Origin of the sequence: Nocardia amamiensis NBRC 102102 (genome assembly GCF_001612745.1) — a bacterium.
In the GTDB taxonomy this organism is placed as follows: Bacteria; Actinomycetota; Actinomycetes; order Mycobacteriales; family Mycobacteriaceae; genus Nocardia; species Nocardia amamiensis.
This window is the reverse complement of sequence record NZ_BDBA01000104.1, coordinates 1-18,635: the sequence shown is the minus strand read 5'-3', so window position 1 is coordinate 18,635 and position 18,635 is coordinate 1. Positions and strand designations below refer to the sequence as shown.

16 protein-coding genes and 1 pseudogene are annotated in these 18,635 nt (G+C 69.3%); 7 read left to right on the top strand and 10 right to left on the bottom strand.

The genetic code is table 11. The features are described from left to right. The first annotated feature begins 8 nt into the window (after positions 1-8). Complete coding sequence (locus tag NA4_RS19965) at positions 9-1,010, top strand: acyl-CoA dehydrogenase family protein (protein ID WP_067471901.1); 1,002 nt, start codon at positions 9-11, stop codon at positions 1,008-1,010. 364 nt (positions 1,011-1,374) lie between these two features. Here NA4_RS19965 and NA4_RS19960 read toward each other — a convergent pair whose 3' ends face one another. Next, positions 1,375-1,737, bottom strand: coding sequence for a sterol carrier family protein (locus NA4_RS19960; RefSeq protein WP_067471880.1), 363 nt, complete (start codon positions 1,735-1,737; stop codon positions 1,375-1,377). Positions 1,738-1,799: 62 nt separating this feature from the next. Here NA4_RS19960 and NA4_RS42680 point away from each other — a divergent pair. After that, positions 1,800-1,934: pseudogene (locus tag NA4_RS42680) on the top strand (SPFH domain-containing protein); the annotation flags it as partial. A 90-nt stretch (positions 1,935-2,024) separates the two neighbouring features. Here the strand turns inward: NA4_RS42680 and NA4_RS19955 are convergent. From NA4_RS19955 to NA4_RS19945, 3 genes are all read right to left on the bottom strand, one after another. After that, the gene (locus NA4_RS19955; RefSeq protein ID WP_067471876.1) at positions 2,025-3,485 is read right to left on the bottom strand and encodes a serine hydrolase domain-containing protein; all 1,461 of its coding nucleotides are present in this window, start codon (positions 3,483-3,485) and stop codon (positions 2,025-2,027) included. 352 nt (positions 3,486-3,837) lie between these two features. Then, entirely contained in the window at positions 3,838-4,485 is a 648-nt protein-coding gene (locus NA4_RS19950; protein ID WP_067471873.1) for a CPBP family intramembrane glutamic endopeptidase, read from the bottom strand. Further along, positions 4,482-6,215, bottom strand: a complete 1,734-nt coding sequence (locus NA4_RS19945) for an alpha/beta hydrolase (RefSeq protein WP_067471870.1) — start codon at positions 6,213-6,215, stop codon at positions 4,482-4,484. The genes NA4_RS19950 and NA4_RS19945 overlap by 4 nt, the downstream gene beginning before the upstream one ends. A gap of 176 nt (positions 6,216-6,391) precedes the next feature. Between NA4_RS19945 and NA4_RS19940 the strand changes: the two genes are divergently transcribed. Further along, positions 6,392-6,682, top strand: coding sequence for a YiaA/YiaB family inner membrane protein (locus NA4_RS19940; RefSeq protein ID WP_067471867.1), 291 nt, complete (start codon positions 6,392-6,394; stop codon positions 6,680-6,682). A 58-nt stretch (positions 6,683-6,740) separates the two neighbouring features. Here NA4_RS19940 and purL read toward each other — a convergent pair whose 3' ends face one another. After that, positions 6,741-9,035: a phosphoribosylformylglycinamidine synthase subunit PurL gene (gene purL, locus NA4_RS19935; RefSeq protein WP_067471863.1), complete on the bottom strand. Its 2,295-nt coding sequence runs from the start codon at positions 9,033-9,035 to the stop codon at positions 6,741-6,743. Between the two features lie 326 nt (positions 9,036-9,361). Between purL and NA4_RS19930 the strand changes: the two genes are divergently transcribed. After that, positions 9,362-10,549 (top strand): glycosyltransferase 87 family protein, encoded by a 1,188-nt coding sequence (locus NA4_RS19930; protein ID WP_067471860.1) that lies wholly within the window; start codon positions 9,362-9,364, stop codon positions 10,547-10,549. Here the strand turns inward: NA4_RS19930 and NA4_RS19925 are convergent. Further along, complete coding sequence (locus NA4_RS19925; protein ID WP_067471857.1) at positions 10,498-11,796, bottom strand: M18 family aminopeptidase; 1,299 nt, start codon at positions 11,794-11,796, stop codon at positions 10,498-10,500. The two genes, NA4_RS19930 and NA4_RS19925, sit on opposite strands and share 52 nt — an antisense overlap. 313 nt (positions 11,797-12,109) lie before the next feature. Beyond that, positions 12,110-12,541: a MarR family winged helix-turn-helix transcriptional regulator gene (locus tag NA4_RS19920; RefSeq protein WP_067471854.1), complete on the bottom strand. Its 432-nt coding sequence runs from the start codon at positions 12,539-12,541 to the stop codon at positions 12,110-12,112. 50 nt (positions 12,542-12,591) lie between these two features. Here NA4_RS19920 and NA4_RS19915 point away from each other — a divergent pair, with 50 nt between their 5' ends. Next, positions 12,592-13,668 carry a substrate-binding domain-containing protein gene (locus tag NA4_RS19915; RefSeq protein WP_067471851.1) on the top strand — a complete coding sequence of 359 codons (1,077 nt, stop codon included), beginning with the start codon at positions 12,592-12,594 and terminating at the stop codon, positions 13,666-13,668. A 197-nt stretch (positions 13,669-13,865) separates the two neighbouring features. Here NA4_RS19915 and purQ read toward each other — a convergent pair whose 3' ends face one another. Both purQ and purS read right to left on the bottom strand, forming a co-directional pair. Then, positions 13,866-14,543 carry a phosphoribosylformylglycinamidine synthase subunit PurQ gene (gene purQ / locus NA4_RS19910; protein ID WP_067471847.1) on the bottom strand — a complete coding sequence of 226 codons (678 nt, stop codon included), beginning with the start codon at positions 14,541-14,543 and terminating at the stop codon, positions 13,866-13,868. Beyond that, a complete protein-coding gene (purS, locus tag NA4_RS19905; protein WP_067471845.1) occupies positions 14,540-14,776 on the bottom strand; it encodes a phosphoribosylformylglycinamidine synthase subunit PurS in 237 nt (78 codons plus the stop codon). Before purS ends, purQ begins: the two co-directional genes overlap by 4 nt. A 131-nt stretch (positions 14,777-14,907) precedes the next feature. Here purS and NA4_RS19900 point away from each other — a divergent pair, with 131 nt between their 5' ends. Further along, positions 14,908-15,552, top strand: coding sequence for an MBL fold metallo-hydrolase (locus NA4_RS19900; RefSeq protein WP_067471842.1), 645 nt, complete (start codon positions 14,908-14,910; stop codon positions 15,550-15,552). A 2-nt stretch (positions 15,553-15,554) separates the two neighbouring features. Here NA4_RS19900 and NA4_RS19895 read toward each other — a convergent pair whose 3' ends face one another. After that, positions 15,555-16,982 carry a dipeptidase gene (locus NA4_RS19895; protein ID WP_245671497.1) on the bottom strand — a complete coding sequence of 476 codons (1,428 nt, stop codon included), beginning with the start codon at positions 16,980-16,982 and terminating at the stop codon, positions 15,555-15,557. Positions 16,983-17,227: 245 nt separating this feature from the next. Here NA4_RS19895 and gad point away from each other — a divergent pair, with 245 nt between their 5' ends. Then, positions 17,228-18,619 (top strand): glutamate decarboxylase, encoded by a 1,392-nt coding sequence (gad, locus tag NA4_RS19890; protein ID WP_067471839.1) that lies wholly within the window; start codon positions 17,228-17,230, stop codon positions 18,617-18,619. Positions 18,620-18,635 lie beyond the last annotated feature (16 nt).

Sequence of the window (18,635 nt, the reverse complement as noted above, 5' to 3'; positions counted from 1 at the left end):
TGGTCGACGTGACTTCGTGGATCGAACGGGCCCGCAGACTGACCGACGAGGTGCTCGCGCCGCACGCGAGCGCCGTCGACCGCGACGGCGAGATACCGCAGGCGCATTTCGACGCGCTGGCCGAGGCGGGGTTCTACGGCATCTCGATGCGGGAGGACATCGACCTGGCCGCGTTCACCGAGGTCGGTGAGATGCTCGTGGCGGGCTGCCTGGCCACGTCGTTCGTCTGGGCGCAGCATCTCGGGGTGGCCCGCCGGGTGGCGAGCTCACCGAATGTCGCACTGCGCGAGCGCTTCAGCGCGGACCTGAGGGCGGGCCGGGTGCGTTCCGGGGTGACCTATGCGGGTGCTGCCGAACAACCCGCACTCGTCGCGCACCGGATGGACGGCGGGTTCGCCATCGAGGGGAAGGCGCCTTTCATCACCGGATGGGGCATGGTGGACGTGGTCGGCGTCGTCGCACGGGACGCTGCCGACGACCAATCGCTGATCAGCGTGATCGTGCCCGCCGAGGAGAGCCCGCGGCTGTCGGTGCGGCCGATTCCGCTCACCGCCGCGGACGCCAGCCGCACCGTGACCGCGCGGTTCGAGGGTCTGCGCGTCCCGGATTCGGCGGTGGACAACCGGCTTTCCCTGAAATCGTTCCACGCGTCGTTCGTCGTGGCGGCGTGGCGCAACGGTTCGCTCGCGCTCGGGATCGTGCGCCGCTGCCTCGCCGAGCTCGATCAGCTCGGCATCGATACCACCGCGCTCGCCACGGAGCGCGGTGCGATCCGCACGGAGCTGGACGCCTCGCTCAGCGGGAGCGCCGATGTCTACCTCACGCGCGCCCGGGCCTCCGAACTGGCGATGCGTGCCGCGTCCGCCCTGTTCACCGCCACCGGCAGCACCGCGATCACCCGCGGCACGTCGGCCGAACGCTCCTTGCGCGAGGCGGCGTTCACGCTCGTCTTCGGCTCTCGCCCCGGCATCAAGACGGCACTGCTCGACCGGTTTACGAGCATGCCCTGAGCATAAGCCCGGCACGCGGCTGGGCTCGGTGGGCCGATCTTCGGCTCTACAGTGGGATCGAAACTTGCGCTTCCGCAGAGCCGCGCAGGCAAGCTCGCGGGGCGGCCTCAGCCCACTGCCTGACTGTCGAGCGCGTCGGAGCAGAGCGACCGGCCCGTGGCTACGCAGCGGCGATTCGCCTCGCCAACAGGCTATTCCGTGACCTTCCCGGCTGCCGCGTAGCGCCTGACGCGTGGGTCGACGACAACCCGCAGGGCGGCGGCGAGCGACAATGCTGCTTCCATCGCGATCGGCCCCGGAGTCGGCGGCACGCGCGCATGCCGCCGCGAGGTGGGTCGCACCCCCAGACCGGTGGGGCGGGTAGTTATGCCGTCGCGGCCCGGGCGATCGGCAGCCAGTGGCCTATTTCGGCCGCGCGGGTACCGGACGCGCTGACCGCACCCGAGTCGACCGCGGCGTCGAAGTCGAGCAGGCCGGTGGCCAGGAGCAGCCACGTCCGGGGGTCGGTCTCCACCACGTTGGGCGGGGTGCCCCTGGTGTGCCGGGGACCCTCGATGCACTGCACCGCGACGAACGGCGGGACCCGCACCTCCACCGAGTGCCCGGGCGCCGAGGCCGCCAGCGACCGCGCCGTGGTTCGCACCGCTGTCGCGAGTTCGGTCCGAGCGGGGGCGCCCGCCGACTCGTCGCGCAGCCACCCGCTCACTGCCGCCACCGCCGCTCGCATCTCCGCCGGATCAACCGTCCCTCGCGCCACCCAGCAGACCTTACTTCGCGCTCGCTATCGGCGGCGCGGTCGCCGCGACGGTCGTGGTGGTGGTCCTGCTGTTCTTCGCGACTGGGCTGACCGTGGTGAACCCGAACGAGGCCAAGATGGTCCAGTTCTTCGGCCGCTACGTCGGTTCGGTGGGCAAACCGGGGTTTCCCGGTCCCGACACCCGAGACCCGCTCAGCACAGTTGCCCGGCACCACGCTCGGGAACGGCGTGGGGATCCGGGCGACTGCGGAGAAGGGTCAGGCGGCTTGTTTCGGGGTAGCGCGCATACCGACGTAGCAGCATTCGGTGCCGTCGGCGAGGGTGGCGAAGACCACCGGCATGTAGTCCTCGCTGAAGGACGGCCCCGCGCCGGACGCGGCGAACACGGTGGGCGCGACCGGGGTCAGGTCCATGCTGAGGGCGGGCGACAGACCCGCCATGCCGTCGACGAACTCATACAGCATGTGCCCGGTGCCGTCGTCGCGCTTGGTGACGGTGATGACCACCCCGGCGCGCCGGTAGGTTCCGACGAACGGCGCGATATCCACCGCCACCGGCGGGTCGGCCGGGCCGAACGCGTCCGGGATGCGGACATCCGCCAACTCGGCGAGCAGTTCGCGTAGCAGGGCCGCATAGAGCTGGCGCGCGCCGCCGCCATTGGTCAGCAGCGCCACCGCGACCCCCGCTTCCGGCACCGCCCGCAGGTAGGCGTACTGGCCGATCGCCGCGCCGTCGTGGCCGAATCCTTTGACGCCGTCCCAGTCGTAGAGGGTCCACCCGAGGCCCCAGCCGTCGGCGCTGACCGTCCACTTGTCCGGGACGTCGACCTCGCGCCGCTGCATTGCGGCGACGGACGCGGCGGAGAGCACCTCGGCGCCGTCGGCGCCGCGCCCGCCGTCGAGATGCATGTGGGCGAATCGGACCATGTCACCGGCCGAGCTGATCACCCGCGCTGCGGGCGCGACACTGCGGGGCATCGCGTCCCACTCCGGTGCGGGATCCGGGTCGACGCCCGCCGCGCCGAGGTGGCTCATCGCGACGCGGAACCGCAGCGCCTGTTCGGGCAGCGTCACCAGGTGATCCAGCCCGAGTGGCGCGGCGAGCATGTCGTGCACCGCTTGGTCCCAGGTCTTTCCGGTGAGCACCTCGACGACGCGACCGAGCACCACGTAGCCGAGGCTGCCGTACGACATGGCCGTCCCGGGTGCGCAGTCCAGCGCGACATCCCGTGCCGCGTGGACGTATGCGGCCAGGCAGTCGTCGCCTCGCCCGGTGTCGTGGTTGAAATCGTTGGTGACGCCGCCGGTGTGGCTGAGCAGCTGCCGGATGGTGATCGTCGCCGTCGCCTCCGGGTCGGGAGTGGCGAACTCCGGCAGCACGTCCGTCACCGGCGCGTCGAGCTCGAGCTTGCCCGCGTCCACCAGTCGCATGATCAGCGTCGCGGTGTACACCTTGGCGATCGAACCGCACAGAAACACCGAATCGGTGGTAACCGGCACTCCGGTCCCGCGATGCAGGACGCCGCTGGCGAGTTCGTAGACCTGCCCGTCGACCAGTACCGCCAGCGACGCGCCCGGCACGTGATGCTCGGCCCGCAGTTCGTCCAGCCGCGTCTGCCAGCGCGCCACGGAGAACCTGCGCCCCGCCGAGTTCGTACTTCCCCAGCTCCCACGCACCTGCCACGCGCCCGTCTGGTCCCAGCTCACCGAGTTCGACATCGCTTACTTCCCATCTGTCGTTGCGCACATTGTTCGCGCTATGCGAACAATGTACCTATATAGGAACACTGTGCGCAAGCATGTCTTCGCCAGCAACTGATCAGTTGGGCTGATTGCGCCGAGCACGCCCATTCCGGCGGGGCACGCGGTATGCCATCGGTGGCCGGCCCAACGCCCGCGTTGTCACCGGGGAGATGTCCGATTACTTCCGGATCGCGGTGTGTTCCGCGGCGAGCGCAGTGGTGACCCAAGTTGGCCGAGTTCAGTCGGGGCCAGCGCACGATGCCGAGCGCGAGCGTGCCGGGATGGCAACGATGCGTGAAACGATGAGGGCGGGATCGCCCCGCACCACTCAGCGTTCGCCGAAAGAACCTGCGAGACGGCGCGCCAAGCGGGGGGCAATCGCTCCGCCTGCGTTCATCGCCAGGTGAGCCAGGGCCGGGGCGGTGGCGCTTCCGGTGCGGCGGCGCAGCCAGCTGAAGATCAGACCGCCCGCCGTTGTCATGGCGATGGTGGCCGGCACGCTGTCGCCCGCCGCGCGTGCCGGCGCGATGTGCCAGAGGCCGAAGGTCGCCGCGCTGAGCAGCGCGCCCGCCCGTGCGCCGAAAGCCTGGTCCAGCAGGGGATCCAGGGTGCCGCGGAACACTAGTTCTTCGCTGTAGACGGTGCCGATCGGGATGTGAACGGCGACCCACTCCACCGTCGACACTCCCGGCCCTCGGTCGGCGATCGCCCCAACGAACCTTCGCGCCGATGGAAAGGCAAGGGCCGCACCATAACCGGCGGCGACCACGCCAGCGGTGAGCATCCCATAGCGCACACCGTCCCTGGAGCACCAGTTCGGATCGCCGCGCAGCGCGAGCGCGTATCCCGTGGCGAAACCGGCATTGGCGGCGGTGCGGCCGCGCACCCCGAGCCCGAGGCGGGGCAGGACCAGGTTGCTCCAGACCAGCGGAAGTGCCACGGCCGCAACCGTTTCCGGGAGGCGTGTTCCGGTCACTTGATCTTCCGCTCGTAGTCCTCCGTGACCTCCACCTCGGACCGGATGCGTTCGGACCTCTCGGCGGTCCAGTCCGGCGGCGCCGCGATGGCCGCCCAACCGTCCAGCACCAGGCTGCCGTAGCGGTGCCCGTGCCCGTCGGTGACGCCCTGTGCGTTGGTGAGGTCGGCGGCGACCTGCCAGAAGGTGACGAACGGCCACCAGCGCATCTGCGAGGACACGTCCGAGCCGCGCGGCTCGGAAAGCCAATCCGGTTGCGAGAAGATCAGATCCGTCGACCACCAGACGATCGGGTCGGACGCGTGCTGCAGATAGGCGATGCGCGGCGGCCGCCATTCCGAGCGGGGCCGGGCCAGGTCGGCGGCGTCGGAGGCGAACCGGACCACGAGACCGTCCGCGTACACCGGCTCGACCTCGTCCGAACCGGGATCGCGGCGCTCGACGAACTGCTGCCACAGCCGGTTGGAGTTCGGCGGGCCGACCCACAGCGCCCCGTCCACCTTGGCCCGCAGATCGGCCAGCCCGTCGAATGCCGCCTCGGACCCCTGCGAGCCCAGACTCTCCCCGTACACGAGCAGTTTGGGTCGCTGCTGCGGCGGGCGCGCGGCCCAGTGCTGGTACACCGCGTCGAACAATTCCTTGCCCGCCGCGGCGGCCTTGCCGCGGTCGGCCAGGAACGACAGCACGCTCGGCAGATACGAGTACTGCGTGGCCACGATGGCGGAATCGCCGTCGTACATGTACTCGATCGCCGCGGCGGCCAGCGCGTTCACCCAGCCGGTTCCGGTGGTGGTGACCACGACGAGCACCTGCCGGTCGAACGCCCCGGTCCGCTCGAGCTCGGCCACCGCCAGGTCCGCCGGATTCTCGTCGCCGTCGACAGACTCCAGCCCCACGTAGGCCCGGATCGGTTCTTTCGCGGGGCGGCCGGTGACCGAGGCGATCCGGCTGGCGGTGGGACCGTGCGAGACGAACCACCGCCCCTCGAACCCGAGTGTCTCCCATTTCGCCAGCGAGACCGGGCTGCCGGAGCGCTCCGGTTGCTGCGGCTGAACCGCGTTCACCGCGGTGTGGTCGTTGCGCACGCTGAACGCCGAGTTCGCCACCGCGAAGAACGCTCGCACCGCCACACCGTTGAAGATCGTGACCGCGAGCAGCACCAGAACGAGGAACCCGGCGGCAGGCGCCAGCTCGCGCGGCACCCGCACCCACCGGTTGAGCAGGCGAGCCAGGAAAAGGATGATCTCCCGCACCGTGCGGTACACCGCGACGGCTGCGGCGCCGACGGCCACGCTGAGCAGCCCGGTACGCAGGTAGGCGGGGGTGGTGGTGCCCGCCATCCCCATCAGCGCGGTGATCTCGCGCTGCCACCGCGCCGATTGCACCAGCATGAGTGCGGCGCTCAGCGCGGCGCTGAACAGGATGGCCGACTTCGCCGTGTACCGCACCCAGGTGGGCGGTGGGGAGAACTTCAACCGCGGACGCACCCACAGCCGGAACAGCCACTCCAGCAGGCAGCCGACCCCGTATCCGATCGCGGCGTTGATTCCGCTGATCAAGCCCTGGAACAGCCAGTCGCGCGGCAGTAACGACGGCGTCACCGACAGCGCGAAGAACACCGTCGCGACCACAAGGCCGACATAGTTCAGGTCGATGATCTTCTCGGCCCGCCGGACGACCGCGACGGTGCGCATACGCAGCCTCCGCATGGTCCCGGCGGTCTCCAGCATTCGACCAGTATGGCGGTCGCCACCGACGACCCGGCGCGGCGCCCGACGGAAAACGGGCCGGATCATGCCGAAGGATTGCCGAGAGCCCGGAATCGAGAGCGGCCAAGGCAACTACCCAATCCGCTCGAGTAGTTGTACGCGGGCGCGGGCGCGGCGCGATCCGCAGACTTCTATCCATGAGCACAGCGAACGCACGGCCGAAAGCCACCACGGCTTTCGTCGCGCAAGCCGCGATCGCCTTCGGCGTCAGCTTCATCGGGGTCGGCATCGGCATCTTCGCCCTGCCCCTGGACATCTGGCAGCGCGGATTCCTGGCGATGTCGGTCCTGTTCCTGGTCACGAGCACCTTCACGCTGGCGAAAGTGGTTCGCGACCAGCACGAGGCGGCGACCGTTCACGGTCGCATCGACCAGGCGCGGATGGAAAAGCTGCTCGCTGAGCACGATCCGTTCACATCCGTCGCCTGATCACGCGCACCTGGGCGGGCCCGGCAAACGAGGGGTCCAGGCCCGCCCAGGTGGGCGTTCAGACCGCGCCCGCGCCGAACAGCTTCGGCAGCGTGCCCTCATGGGCCGCGCGCAACTCGTCCATGTTGATCGAGAACTGGCCCTGCACCTCAACCGAATCCGAGCCCTGGTCGACCACGCCGATGCGCACCCACGGCAGCTCGCGCGCTGTGCACATGCGGGTGAACCTGGTCTCCTCCGAACGCGGCACGGCGACCAGCACCCGCCCCGCCGACTCGGAGAAGAGCATCACGAACGGGTCGGCCCCCTCGGGGAGCAGGATGCGGCAACCGGTCTCACCGGCGAGCGCGGCCTCGACGACGGCCTGGGCGAGGCCGCCCTCGGACAGGTCATGCGCCGCGCTGATCATGCCGTCGCGGGAACCGGCGCTCAGCACCTCGGCGAGCAGCTGCTCGCGGGCGAAATCGACCTTCGGCGGAACGCCGCCGAGATGGTCGTGCTGCACCTGCGACCAGATCGAGCCACCGAACTCGTCGTGCGTTTCGCCGAGCAGGATCAGCGTCTCGCCCGGTTCCAGGCCCAGCCCGGTCGGGATGCGGCGGTGCACGTCATCGAGCACGCCGAGCACGCCGACCACCGGGGTCGGCAGGATCGCGGTCTGGCCGGTCTGGTTGTAGAAGCTGACATTGCCGCCGGTCACCGGGATGCCCAGCGCAACGCAGCCGTCCGCGAGGCCGCGCACCGCCTGCTGGAACTGCCACATCACGCCCGGGTCCTCCGGCGAACCGAAGTTCAGGCAGTTGGTGACCGCCTTCGGCGTGGCACCGGTGGTGGCCACGTTGCGGTAGGCCTCGGCCAGCGCGAGCTGCGCGCCGGTGTAGGGGTCCAGCTTGGTGTAGCGGCCGGACGCGTCGGTGGCCAGCGCGATGCCACGGCCGGTCTCCTCGTCGATCCGGATGACGCCCGCGTCGGCGTGCTCGGCCAAGACGGTGTTGCCGCGCACGTAGCGGTCGTACTGCTCGGTGATCCACTTGCGGCTGCACAGCTGCGGGCTGGAGATCATCTTCAGCAGGGTGTCGCGCAGCTCGTCGGCGGTCTTCGGCCGGTCCAGCCGGTCGGGGGTGTCGGCGATCAGCGCGTCCTGCTCGTCGGGGCGCGCGACCGGGCGCTCGTACACCGGGCCCTCGTGCGCGACGGTGCGCGGCGGCACGTCCACCACGGTCTCGCCGTGCCAGGTGACCACCAGCCGGTCACCGTCGGTGACCTCGCCGATCACCGTGGCCAGCACGTCCCACTTGCGGCACACGGCCATGAACGCGTCCACGTTCTCGGGCGTGACCACCGCGCACATGCGCTCCTGCGATTCGCTGGAGAGCACCTCGGCGGGGGTCATATTGGCCGCGCGCAGCGGCACCTTGTCCAGCTCGATGTGCATGCCCCCGTCCCCGGCGGCCGCGAGCTCGGAAGTGGCGCAGGACAATCCGGCGCCACCCAGGTCCTGGATGCCGACCACCAGCTGCGCCGCGTACAGCTCGAGACAGCACTCGATGAGCACCTTCTCGGTGAACGGGTCGCCGACCTGCACCGAGGGCAGCTTCTTGCGGCCGGTGCCGGACTCGTCTCCGGAGAAGGTGTCCGAGGCGAGCACAGACACGCCGCCGATGCCGTCCAGCCCGGTGCGCGCGCCGAACAGCACGATCTTGTTGCCGGTTCCGGAGGCGAAGGCCAAGTGCAGGTCCTCGACCCGCATCACGCCGGCGCACAGCGCGTTCACCAGTGGATTGCCCTGGTAGGAGGCGTCGAACACGGTCTCGCCGCCGACGTTGGGCAGGCCGAGCGAGTTGCCGTAGCCGCCGACGCCGCGCACCACGCCGTCCACCACGCGACGGGTGTCGTCCGCGTCCGCCGCGCCGAAGCGCATCTGGTCCATCACCGCGATCGGACGCGCGCCCATCGCCATGATGTCGCGCACGATGCCGCCGACGCCGGTGGCAGCGCCCTGGTAGGGCTCGACGTAGGACGGGTGGTTGTGGCTTTCCACCTTGAAGGTGACCGCCCAGCCGTCGCCGACGTCCACCACGCCCGCGTTCTCACCGATGCCCGCGAGCATGGACTCGCGCATCTCGTCGGTGGTGGTCTGGCCGAAGTAGCGCAGGTGCACCTTCGAGGACTTGTAGGAGCAGTGCTCGCTCCACATCACGGAGTACATCGCCAGTTCGGCGTCGGTCGGCCTGCGGCCGAGGATCTCCTTGATGCGGGCGTACTCGTCGTCCTTGAGGCCGAGTTCTTTGTACGGTTGCGGCACATCGGGGTTTGCTGCGGCTGCGCTGACGGTGTCGACCTGCGGAGTCACGAGGTACCAGGATCCTTTCGGCCGGGCAGGGGGCGGCAAGCGGCGAGATGCCGGGTGTAAGTCTAAAGGCAGTGGGTATGGGCAACGCACGTGAGGCCGCCACGGCCGCGCCCCCGGGCGCGGAGAAGCGTCCGCACGAGGGAGTTCCGTGCGTGGTGTCGCCACCCGGGTGGACCAGCTGAGCGGCGGTGCGCACCGGCTACTCTGAGCCGGTGAACGAAGGATCGGGGGTCGCGAATACGGGTGGGCGATCAGCCGCCACGCGATTCCGGAACAGAGATTCTCCAGCCGCGCCCGATAGCGCGCCGAACCTGTCCTCGCCGCAAGTGCGCTGGCTGATTGCCGCCATCGCTCTATTCGCGGTGTCGGCGACCGTGTCCCTGGTAGCGCACTGGTGGCACGGCTACATCGATTTGCAGGTCTATCGCAACGGCGCCCGGGTGTGGTTGGACGGCGGCGAGCTGTACGGCCCGATGCCGCCGGTCGAGGGCATCGGACTACCGTTCACCTACCCCCCGCTGGCCGCCTTGTTCTTCGCACCGCTGGCCCTGATGCCGCTGACGGTCGCCGAAGTGCTGGTGACCGCCACCTCGGTGGCGAGCCTGGGAATCGCGCTGTGGTTGGTGCTGGTTCGCCTGCGTCCCGAGCTGTCCCGGCGGAGCGTGCTCACCCTGGTGATCGGCGCGGTGGCGGTGGCGCAGTTTCTAGAGCCGGTCCGCCAGACCTTCGGGTTCGGCCAGGTCAACCTGGTGCTGATGGCCGCCATCGCGCTGGATTGCCTGGTACGCAAGCCGTTCTGGCCGCGCGGCATGTTGATCGGTATCGCGGTGTCGGTGAAGCTGATCCCCGCCGGTTATCTGCTGTACTTCCTGCTGCGCAAGGACTGGAAGGCCGCCGGCACGCTGGTGGTCTCCGCTATCGCGGCGGTCGGCGTCGGATTCCTACTGTTCCCCAGCGATTCCGTGGACTACTGGTTCACCACACTCGCCGATACCGGCCGGATCGGGCCGCCCTATTTCGCGGGCAACCAGTCCATCAAAGGCATGACGTTCCGTCTGGGCGTCGATGATTCCGTGGCCACCCTGCTGTGGATCTCGTTGTCACTGGCCGCGGTCGCGCTCGCCGCGGTGTGGATGCGCAGGCTGATCGACGCCGGCGCCACCGTCGCGGCGCTGCTGGTCAACGCCGCGGCGATTCTGTTGGTCTCGCCGGTGTCGTGGTCGCATCACTGGGTCTGGATCGCGCCCGCGCTGGTGATCACGGCCGACCTCATGGTGCGTGGCGCGCGCAGCCCGCGGGTGATCGGCGCGGTCGCGGCGTGCACTCTGCTGTTCCTGATCGGTCCGCACTGGTTGTTGCCGCACTCGCGCGATCGCGAATTGGATTGGGCCTGGTGGCAGCAGGTGATCGGAAGCAGTTATGTGCTGGCCACTTTCGCGGTGTTCGTCGTCGCGGTGGTCACCTACCGCCCGGTGGTCTCGGGTGTCAGGAAGGCGGCCAGCGCCGCGGCGTAGGCCGGTACGTCGGACGCGCCCATCAGTTCGCGCGCCGAGTGCATCGCCAGCTGCGGCGCGCCGACGTCGACGGTCGGCATGCCGGTGCGCGCCGCGGTCATCGGCCCGATTGTGGAGCCGCAAGGCAGATCGGCGCGATGCACATAGCGCTGCAAGGGAACTCCGGCCTGTGCGCAGGCCAACGCGAACGCGCCCGCGCCGGTGGCGTCGGTGGCGTAGCGCAGGTTCTGGTTGACTTTGAGCACCGGCCCGCCGTTCACCTCGATCCGATGCGCGGGCTCGTGCCGCTCCGGATAGTTGGGATGCGTGGCGTGCGCCATATCACCGGATGCGCACACCGAACCGGCCAGCGCGGCAAGGTAGTCGGCGCGTCCGCCGCCCCGCGCGAGCACGATCCGTTCCAGCACGGCGGGCAGCAGATCCGACTGCGCGCCGCGATCGGACTGGCTGCCGACCTCCTCGTGGTCGAACATGGCCAGTACCGGAACCGCCGCGCCCGGCTGCTCGATCGCGGCCAGAAACGCCTGCAGGCCTGCGAAGCAGGTGCCCTGGTTGTCCAGGCGCGGCGCGCTGACCAGATCCTGGTCCCGGCCGACCAGTCTGCTCGGCGTCAAGTCGTGGGTCATCAGCTCCCAGCCGAGCACCTCGCCCAGGTCGACATCGACGCGCGCGGCGACGAAATCGAGGAACGCGCCGGACTCCGACCCGACACCCCAGATCGCGTTGACGTGCCGCTGTGGATCCAGGGTGACGCCCTTGCGGTCTTCGGACAGATGGATGGCCAGCTGCGGCACCCGCAGGATCGGTTCATCGATGCGAACCAGGCGCTCCCGCACCGTGTTTCCCTCGCGCACGCTCAACCGACCGGAGACGCCCAGCTCGCGATCCAGCCAGGAGTTCAGCCACGCGCCACCGTACGGTTCCAGGCCGACCAGCTGCCAGCCCGCCGAGCTCAGATCCGGGTGCTGCTTGACGCGCAGGTTGGGGCTGTCGGTGTGCGCGCCGACCACACGGAACGCGGTCGCGCTCGAGTCGTCTCCGGTCGCCCAGGCGACCAGCGATCCGCCGCGCACCACGTAGTGCCTGCCCTGGCTATCCGAGGGCCATGGCTCCGCTTCGGCCAGCCTGCTGAACCCGCGCGCGTCCAATTCCGCGGCGACCGTGCGACAGACGTGGAACGGTGACGGAGACGCATCGATGAACGCGCACAGCCCGGCGGCCGTGGCTGCGGTGGTGGAAACGGGCATGCCTGCGATCCTAGGCGGCGACCTCGCCTCCGCTCGTCCGGCGCGGATTATGGACGGACTCCGTCCGACAGCGCCCTTTCTGCGGCAACCTCGCTAGCCGTCTTCGACGTGCCATGGCCGAGGAGATACGCGCGGGCCGATACCGAGGCAAGGCGACGCATCGATACCACATTCCCCAAGAAACCGCTCGGCACGAATACTCCTTCGACCGCGTCGATTCCGATTGGAACATAACAGCCAGAATGGTTTGGCGGCCGCAAGTTAATCGCGCGTTCGAGACATTCATCGGATGAATGCCGGTACTTCGGAGTATTTACTCCGAGGCGATGGAAACCAGATCCAGCAGTCGCATGAGTTCGGTATATCGGCGCGCCCCGATTCGCCCTCGCAACGCCTGCTCGGCGCGCGCCTCTTCCGCACGTACCTCGGCGACCAGGTCGGCCCCGAGCCTGCTCAGACCGATCAGGACGCGGCGCCGGTCGTCCTGTGCGGCGAGCCGGAAGATCAGGCCGCGCTCGGCCAGATAGTCCGCGTGCCTGGTCGCCGAGGACGGCGCGAGCTGCGATTTGGCCGCCAGTTCGGTCATCGTGATGCCCGCGTCGCCACACAGGTTCGACAGCATCGACCACTGATCCGGCGAGAGCTGTCTGACGCACAGCGCCGCGTCCAAGTGTCGCACCCACCCGCGCTCCGCAGCACGCAGCGCGCCATGCAGCGTGGAATTTCCGCTTACAATGGACGTCATTTATTTCCTGCCTGCCATGAATTTCGCTCGAACGAGAAGAAGAGTACCGAATGCCAGCGCTCGCCGAGAGCCCAGAGGGCACCATCGAGATCCTCAACATCGTTCCGCTCCAGGGACCGGGCGGTATCGTCGCGCCGTCCTGCGAGGCGGCGATATCGCTGGCGGTCGAGGAAATCAACCATGGCGCGGGAATTCTGGGGCGAGAAATTCGTACTACGAATATCGATGGCGGACGACCGCCGCACGAGGTCGCCGCCGAGGTCTCGGCGCTGCTGGCCACCGGCATGGTGCACGCCATCACCGGCTGGCACACCTCCGCGGTCCGGCGGGCCGTGGCGCGGGCAGGCGCCAGCCGGGTGCCCTACCTGTACGCGACCAGCCACGAGGGACTGACCGACGAACTACCCGGCGTGCTGATGCTCGGCGAGCACCCGGCCGGGCAGACCGTGCCCGCCGTGCACTGGCTCGAACGCGAGTACGGCGTGCGGCGCTGGGCGATCATCGGCAACGACTACATCTGGCCGCGCCAGTCCGCCAGGGCGATTCGCGACAGCCTGGCCGATCCCGCCGCAATCGTGCTCGAACAGTTCGTCCCACTGGGGCTGCCGGACTTCGCCGGCTTCCTCACCCATCCGGCGCTCGACCTGGCCGACGCGGTGGTGATCCTCATGGTCGGCGCCGACGTGTCCCGGTTCAACCAGCAGTTCGCGGCCACCGGCCGCGCCGCGGCACAGCTGCGGGTCAGCCCGGCCGCGGACGAGAACGTGCTGCTGGCGGCAGGCCCGGAGGCCAACCGGAACCTTTACGTGGCATCCAGCTTCTTCCTCGACGACAGCACGCCGGACGGACGCGACCGGCTGACCCGCTACCGCCGGAGGTACGGCGCCTTCGCCCCCGCGCTCACCAGCTTCAGCAACGCTACGTACGACGCCATCCACACCCTGGGCGCGCTCGCGCGGACGGTCGGATCGCTCGAAGTGCCCGCAGTCCTCGACGCCATCGACCGAGGTGCGGTTCTCGAAACCCCTGGCGGGCTACGGAGTTTCCGGGGCAACCAGGCGATCCAAGACGGTTACCTGGCCCGCGCCGACGGCGTCGGCTTCGACATCGTCGACCGCATCGCCTGATCCGCATTCCGGTTTCGTGGAGTGCGACTCCGGCCTTCTCGGATGCGGCAGCTTTCGGCAACGCTGCGAGCCACGCGGCCGAGCGCGTCCTGCTTCGTGACGCGAGCCGGGCTCGACAGATCCGCCGTGCCTGCGGTAGCCGGAACTGCCGCGGCACTCCTGAATACCGGCAGACCCGCCGGTCGCGCAGCGCGGATCTAGGCCGAGACCAGCGTGTCCAGTACCGAGAGGAACAGTCCGAGCCCATCGTCGCTCGGGCCGGTCAGAGGCTCCGTGGCATGTTCCGGGTGTGGCATCAGGCCGACGACACGCCCGTTGGCCGAGGCGATGCCCGCGATTTCGCGCTTGGAACCGTTCGGATTGTCGCCCGCGTAGCGGAAGACCACCCGACCCTCACCCTCCAGCTCGTCGAGCACCGCGGCCGAGGCCTGGTAGCGACCCTCGCCGGACTTGAGCGGGACGAGGATCTGGGCACCCGGCTCGAAACGGGACGTCCACGCTGTCGACACCGACTCCACCGTCAGCCATTGGTCCCGGCAGATGAAGTGCAGGCCCTCGTTGCGGGTCAGCGCACCCGGCAGCAACCCCGCCTCGCACAGGACTTGGAAGCCGTTGCAGATACCCAGCACCGGCAACCCGGCGCCGGCCGAGCGCACGACCTCGCCCATCACGGGGGCGAAGCGAGCGATGGCGCCCGCGCGCAGGTAATCGCCGTAGGAGAAACCGCCGGGCACGATCACAGCGTCGACGCTCTTCAGGTCGGCGTCCGCGTGCCACAGGCTGACCGCCTCGGCCCCGGCAAGGCGCACCGCCCGTGCGGCGTCGACGTCGTCGAGCGTGCCGGGAAACGTGATGACCCCGATCCGCGCGGTCATGAGAGGCGGACCACCTTCCACTCCTCGATCACCGTGTTGCACAGCAGCGATTCGGCGATCTTCGCCAGCGCCGCGTCGTCGATGCTGTCGTCGACGTCGAGTTCGAATCGCTTCCCCTGCCGCACATCCGAGACGCCATTGAATCCCAGACGCTCGAGCGCCCCGCCGATGGCCTGCCCCTGCGGATCCAGGATCTCGGTCTTCGGCATCACCTCGACCACGACTCGTGCCACGCGTTGCTCCTCATGTGGTTGTGGGGGTTACCTGAGCAGCGTAGTTGTGCTGGTCGGGCGTGGCATCCGCGGGGTGGGACAAGACGCGGCGATGTCGCCGAGAACACATGTGGCGTCGATAGCATGGCGGCATGCGCATAGCCCACTTCGGTCATTCCTGCCTTCTCGTCGAGCTGCACGGCACGAAGATCCTGTTCGACCCGGGCATCTTCTCGCACGGCTTCGAGGGCCTCACCGGCTTGGACGCGATCGCGGTCACGCACCAGCATCCCGATCACATCGACCCGAACCGGATCGATGCGCTCATCGAGGCCAACCCCGGCGCGCGGCTGCTCTCGGACCCGCAGACGGCCCAGCAGCTCGGCGAGCCGTGGGAACCGGTCCGCGCGGGCAATGTGCTGACACTCGGTGATCTCCAGATCACCGGAGGCGGCGGCAGGCACGCCGTCATCCACCCTGAGATCCCCGTGATCGACAACACCGTCTTCCAGCTGGGCACCCAGGACGACCCGGCCCAGCTCGTGCACCCCGGCGACTCGCTGTGGGTGCCACCGGTCCCCGTCGGCGTGCTGGCCGCTCCGGCCGCCGCGCCCTGGATGCGGATCAGCGAGGCGGTCGACTATCTGCGCGCGGTCGCTCCGCGTGTCGCGCTGCCCATTCACTTCGGCATCATCCAGCCCGAAGCGCAAGGCATCTATTTCGGCCGCCTGACCGAAATGGCGCCCGCCGGAACCGAATTCAGGGTACTCCGGCCGGAAGACGCGACCGAGCTGTAGCGCTACCCGGCGTATGTCGCGAGGAACAGGGCCTCGGCCAGCGCCATGTGCTCGATCTCTTTCGGGTCGACGCTCTCATTGGGCGCGTGGATGAGGCATTTCGGTTCCTCGACGCCCAGCAGCATGATCTCCGCGTCTGGGTAGGCGGCTGCCTCGCCTTCGCTCGGCCCGGCGCGGGCTGCGGACGGACTTCGTCCGGCTGCGCCCACTCTGTCGCGGAGAAGACGTTGCACAGCGGGATGGATCCGCCCTGCCCCTGAGTGGTCGCGGGTCGTCCATAGGACGCGGCCAGCGCCGCCTCCATCGCGGCACGTGCAGGCCCGCCGGTGCGGGACCGGAACGGCGCTCCCATGCCTTCCAGCTCGATGGTCACCTTGGCGTGCCACGGCGTGTGCGCGTCGAGGTGGTCGACCGACGAGCGCCCGGTACGCCTGCGCGGGATCGGTGCCCGGCGGAATGCGGAGGTTGAGGCGGGCGCGGGCGATCGCGGGGACCGCGGCGGCGGAACCGACCACGGGTGGCGCATCGATGCCGAGCACGGTCAGCGCCGGTCGCGCCCAGAGCATGTCGGCGACGGTGCCGTCACCGGTGAGTTCCACATCACGCAGGACGGCGGCGTCGGCGTGGAACTGCTCGCTCGGATACTGCACGCCCGGCCAGACCTGATCGTTGGGTAGCCCGTCGATGGTGGTGTTGCCCCGCTTGTCGCGCAGGGAAGCGAGCACCTGGATCAGCGCGGCCAGCGCGTCGGGGGCCGGGCCGCCGAACATGCCGGAATGCAGTGGACCGGCGAGAGTTTCGATGGTGACCAGCACATTCACGTTGCCGCGCAACGTCTCGGTGAGAGTCGGCACGCCGGCGGCGAAGTTGCCGCAGTCGCCGATCACGATGGCGTCGGCACGCAGCAGATCCGGACCGGCCTCCACGAACCGTTCGAGTCCCCCGGTGCCCTGCTCCTCGGAGCCCTCGGCAACGAGGGTCACGCCCAGCGGCAGGTCGGGGCCGAGCGCCCGCAACGCCGTCAGATGCATGACGATGTTGCCCTTGCAGTCGGCGCTGCCGCGCCCGTACCAGCGTCCGTCCCGCTCGGTCAGTTCCCAGGGCGGAGTGCGCCACGCTCCCTCGTCCATCGGAGGCTGGACGTCGTAGTGACAGTAGAGCAACACCGTCGGCGCACCGTCGGGCGCCGGTCGCGCTGCGACGACCGCCGTGCTGCCGTCAGGCGTCTCGTGCAGGCCGACCGTGGTCAGGCCCGCCGCGGCGAAGGCATCGGCGACCCACTGCGCGGCACGATCGCACTCCTCGGGCGGAAACTGCCGCGGGTCGGCCACCGACTTGAAGGAAACAAGGTGGGCTAGATCGCTTTTCGCCTGCGGCATCAATTCCGCGACCCGTGCGCGCAGCCCCGCGGTCCGAGCATCCTCAGTCATCCCCCAACCCTATCCCCGACCCGCTCGCGCGAAGTTCGCACTGCCTGGCGGGTCTTGGGATCCGGCACGTCACTCACGACGGCACGGTGAAGTCCAGCCGTGGCGGGCGGCGGTGTGTCAAGCTGATCGGGAGGATTTCAGCAATCTTCTGGCATCCTCGAAAGGCACGGCAACGCGGCCGGTCCGCAGGCGACCGGCGCCCACCCAGGCACACCGCAGACGAGCCGAATCGGGAGGCCGCATTCATGTCCGAAGGAGCCGATGACCTGTTCGCGCTGCCGGGGCTCAGCCGGTCCGCGCCGCGCACCGGATTTCCGGCGCACGAGATGTTTCCCCAGGTCGCCTACGAACTCGTGCACGACGAGCTGATGCTCGACGGCGTCTCCAGGATGAACCTGGCCACCTTCTGCACCACCTGGGTGGACGACCAGGCGCGCAGGCTGATGGCCGAATGCCTGGACAAGAACATCGTCGACAAGGACGAATACCCGCAGACCGCCGAGCTGGAGCGCCGCGGCGTCCGGATGGTCGCGGACCTGTGGCACGCGCCGGACCCCGCCACCACCCACGGCACCTCGACCACGGGGTCCAGCGAGGCGGCCATGCTCGGCGGCCTCGCGGCCAAATTCCGCTGGCGCAAGCGCGGCGGCACCGGGACGCCCAATTTCGTCTGCGGGCCCGTTCAGGTCTGCTGGGAAAAGTTTGCGCGCTACTTCGACGTCGAGATCCGACAGATTCCGCTGCGCGGCGACCGGCTCACCATGCGGCCCGGCGACCTCGCCGAGCACTGCGACGAGAACACCATGATGGTGGTGCCGACCTTCGGTCAGACCTACACCGGACTGTTCGAAGACGTGGCCGGGATCAGCGCCGCGCTCGACGCGCTGCAGCAGGACAAGGACCTGGACATCCCGATCCACGTCGACGCCGCCAGCGGAGGCTTCCTCGCGCCGTTCGCCGCGCCCGATCTGGTCTGGGACTTCCGGCTGCCAAGGGTGAAGTCGATCAACGCCTCCGGGCACAAAACCGGTCTCGCGCCGCTCGGCGCGGGCTGGGCGATCTGGCGCGAGGCGGCCGACCTGCCGGAGGAATTGGTCTTCAACGTCGACTACCTCGGCGGCAGCATGCCCACCTTCAACCTGAACTTCTCCCGGCCCGGCGGGCAGGCGATCACGCAGTACTACGACTTCATCCGCTTGGGACGTGCCGGCTACGCCAGGGTGCAGTCCGCGATCTACCGCGCGGCGCAGCACCTGGCCGCGGGACTGCGCAAGTTCGGGGTCTTCGAGCTGATCCACGACGGCGACCCGCAGCGCGGGATCACGGCGGTGTGCTGGCGGCTGACCGGCGATCCCGGCTTCAACCTCTACGACCTGTCCGACCGGCTGCGCTCCAGAGGCTGGCTGATCGCCGCGTACCCGCTGCCCGCCGACCGCGACGACGAGACGATCATGCGCGCGGTGATCCGCCACGGTTTCACCGTCGACATGGCCGACCTACTGCTGGACGATCTCACCCGCTGCATGAAACAACTGGAGGAGCGACCATTCGCCACCTCGCTGACCCGCACGGAGGCAGGCGGATTCACGCACGACGCGACGCCCGCCGTCCCGACGACGAAGATCGCGCCGACCTGACCGCGACCGCGCCGCC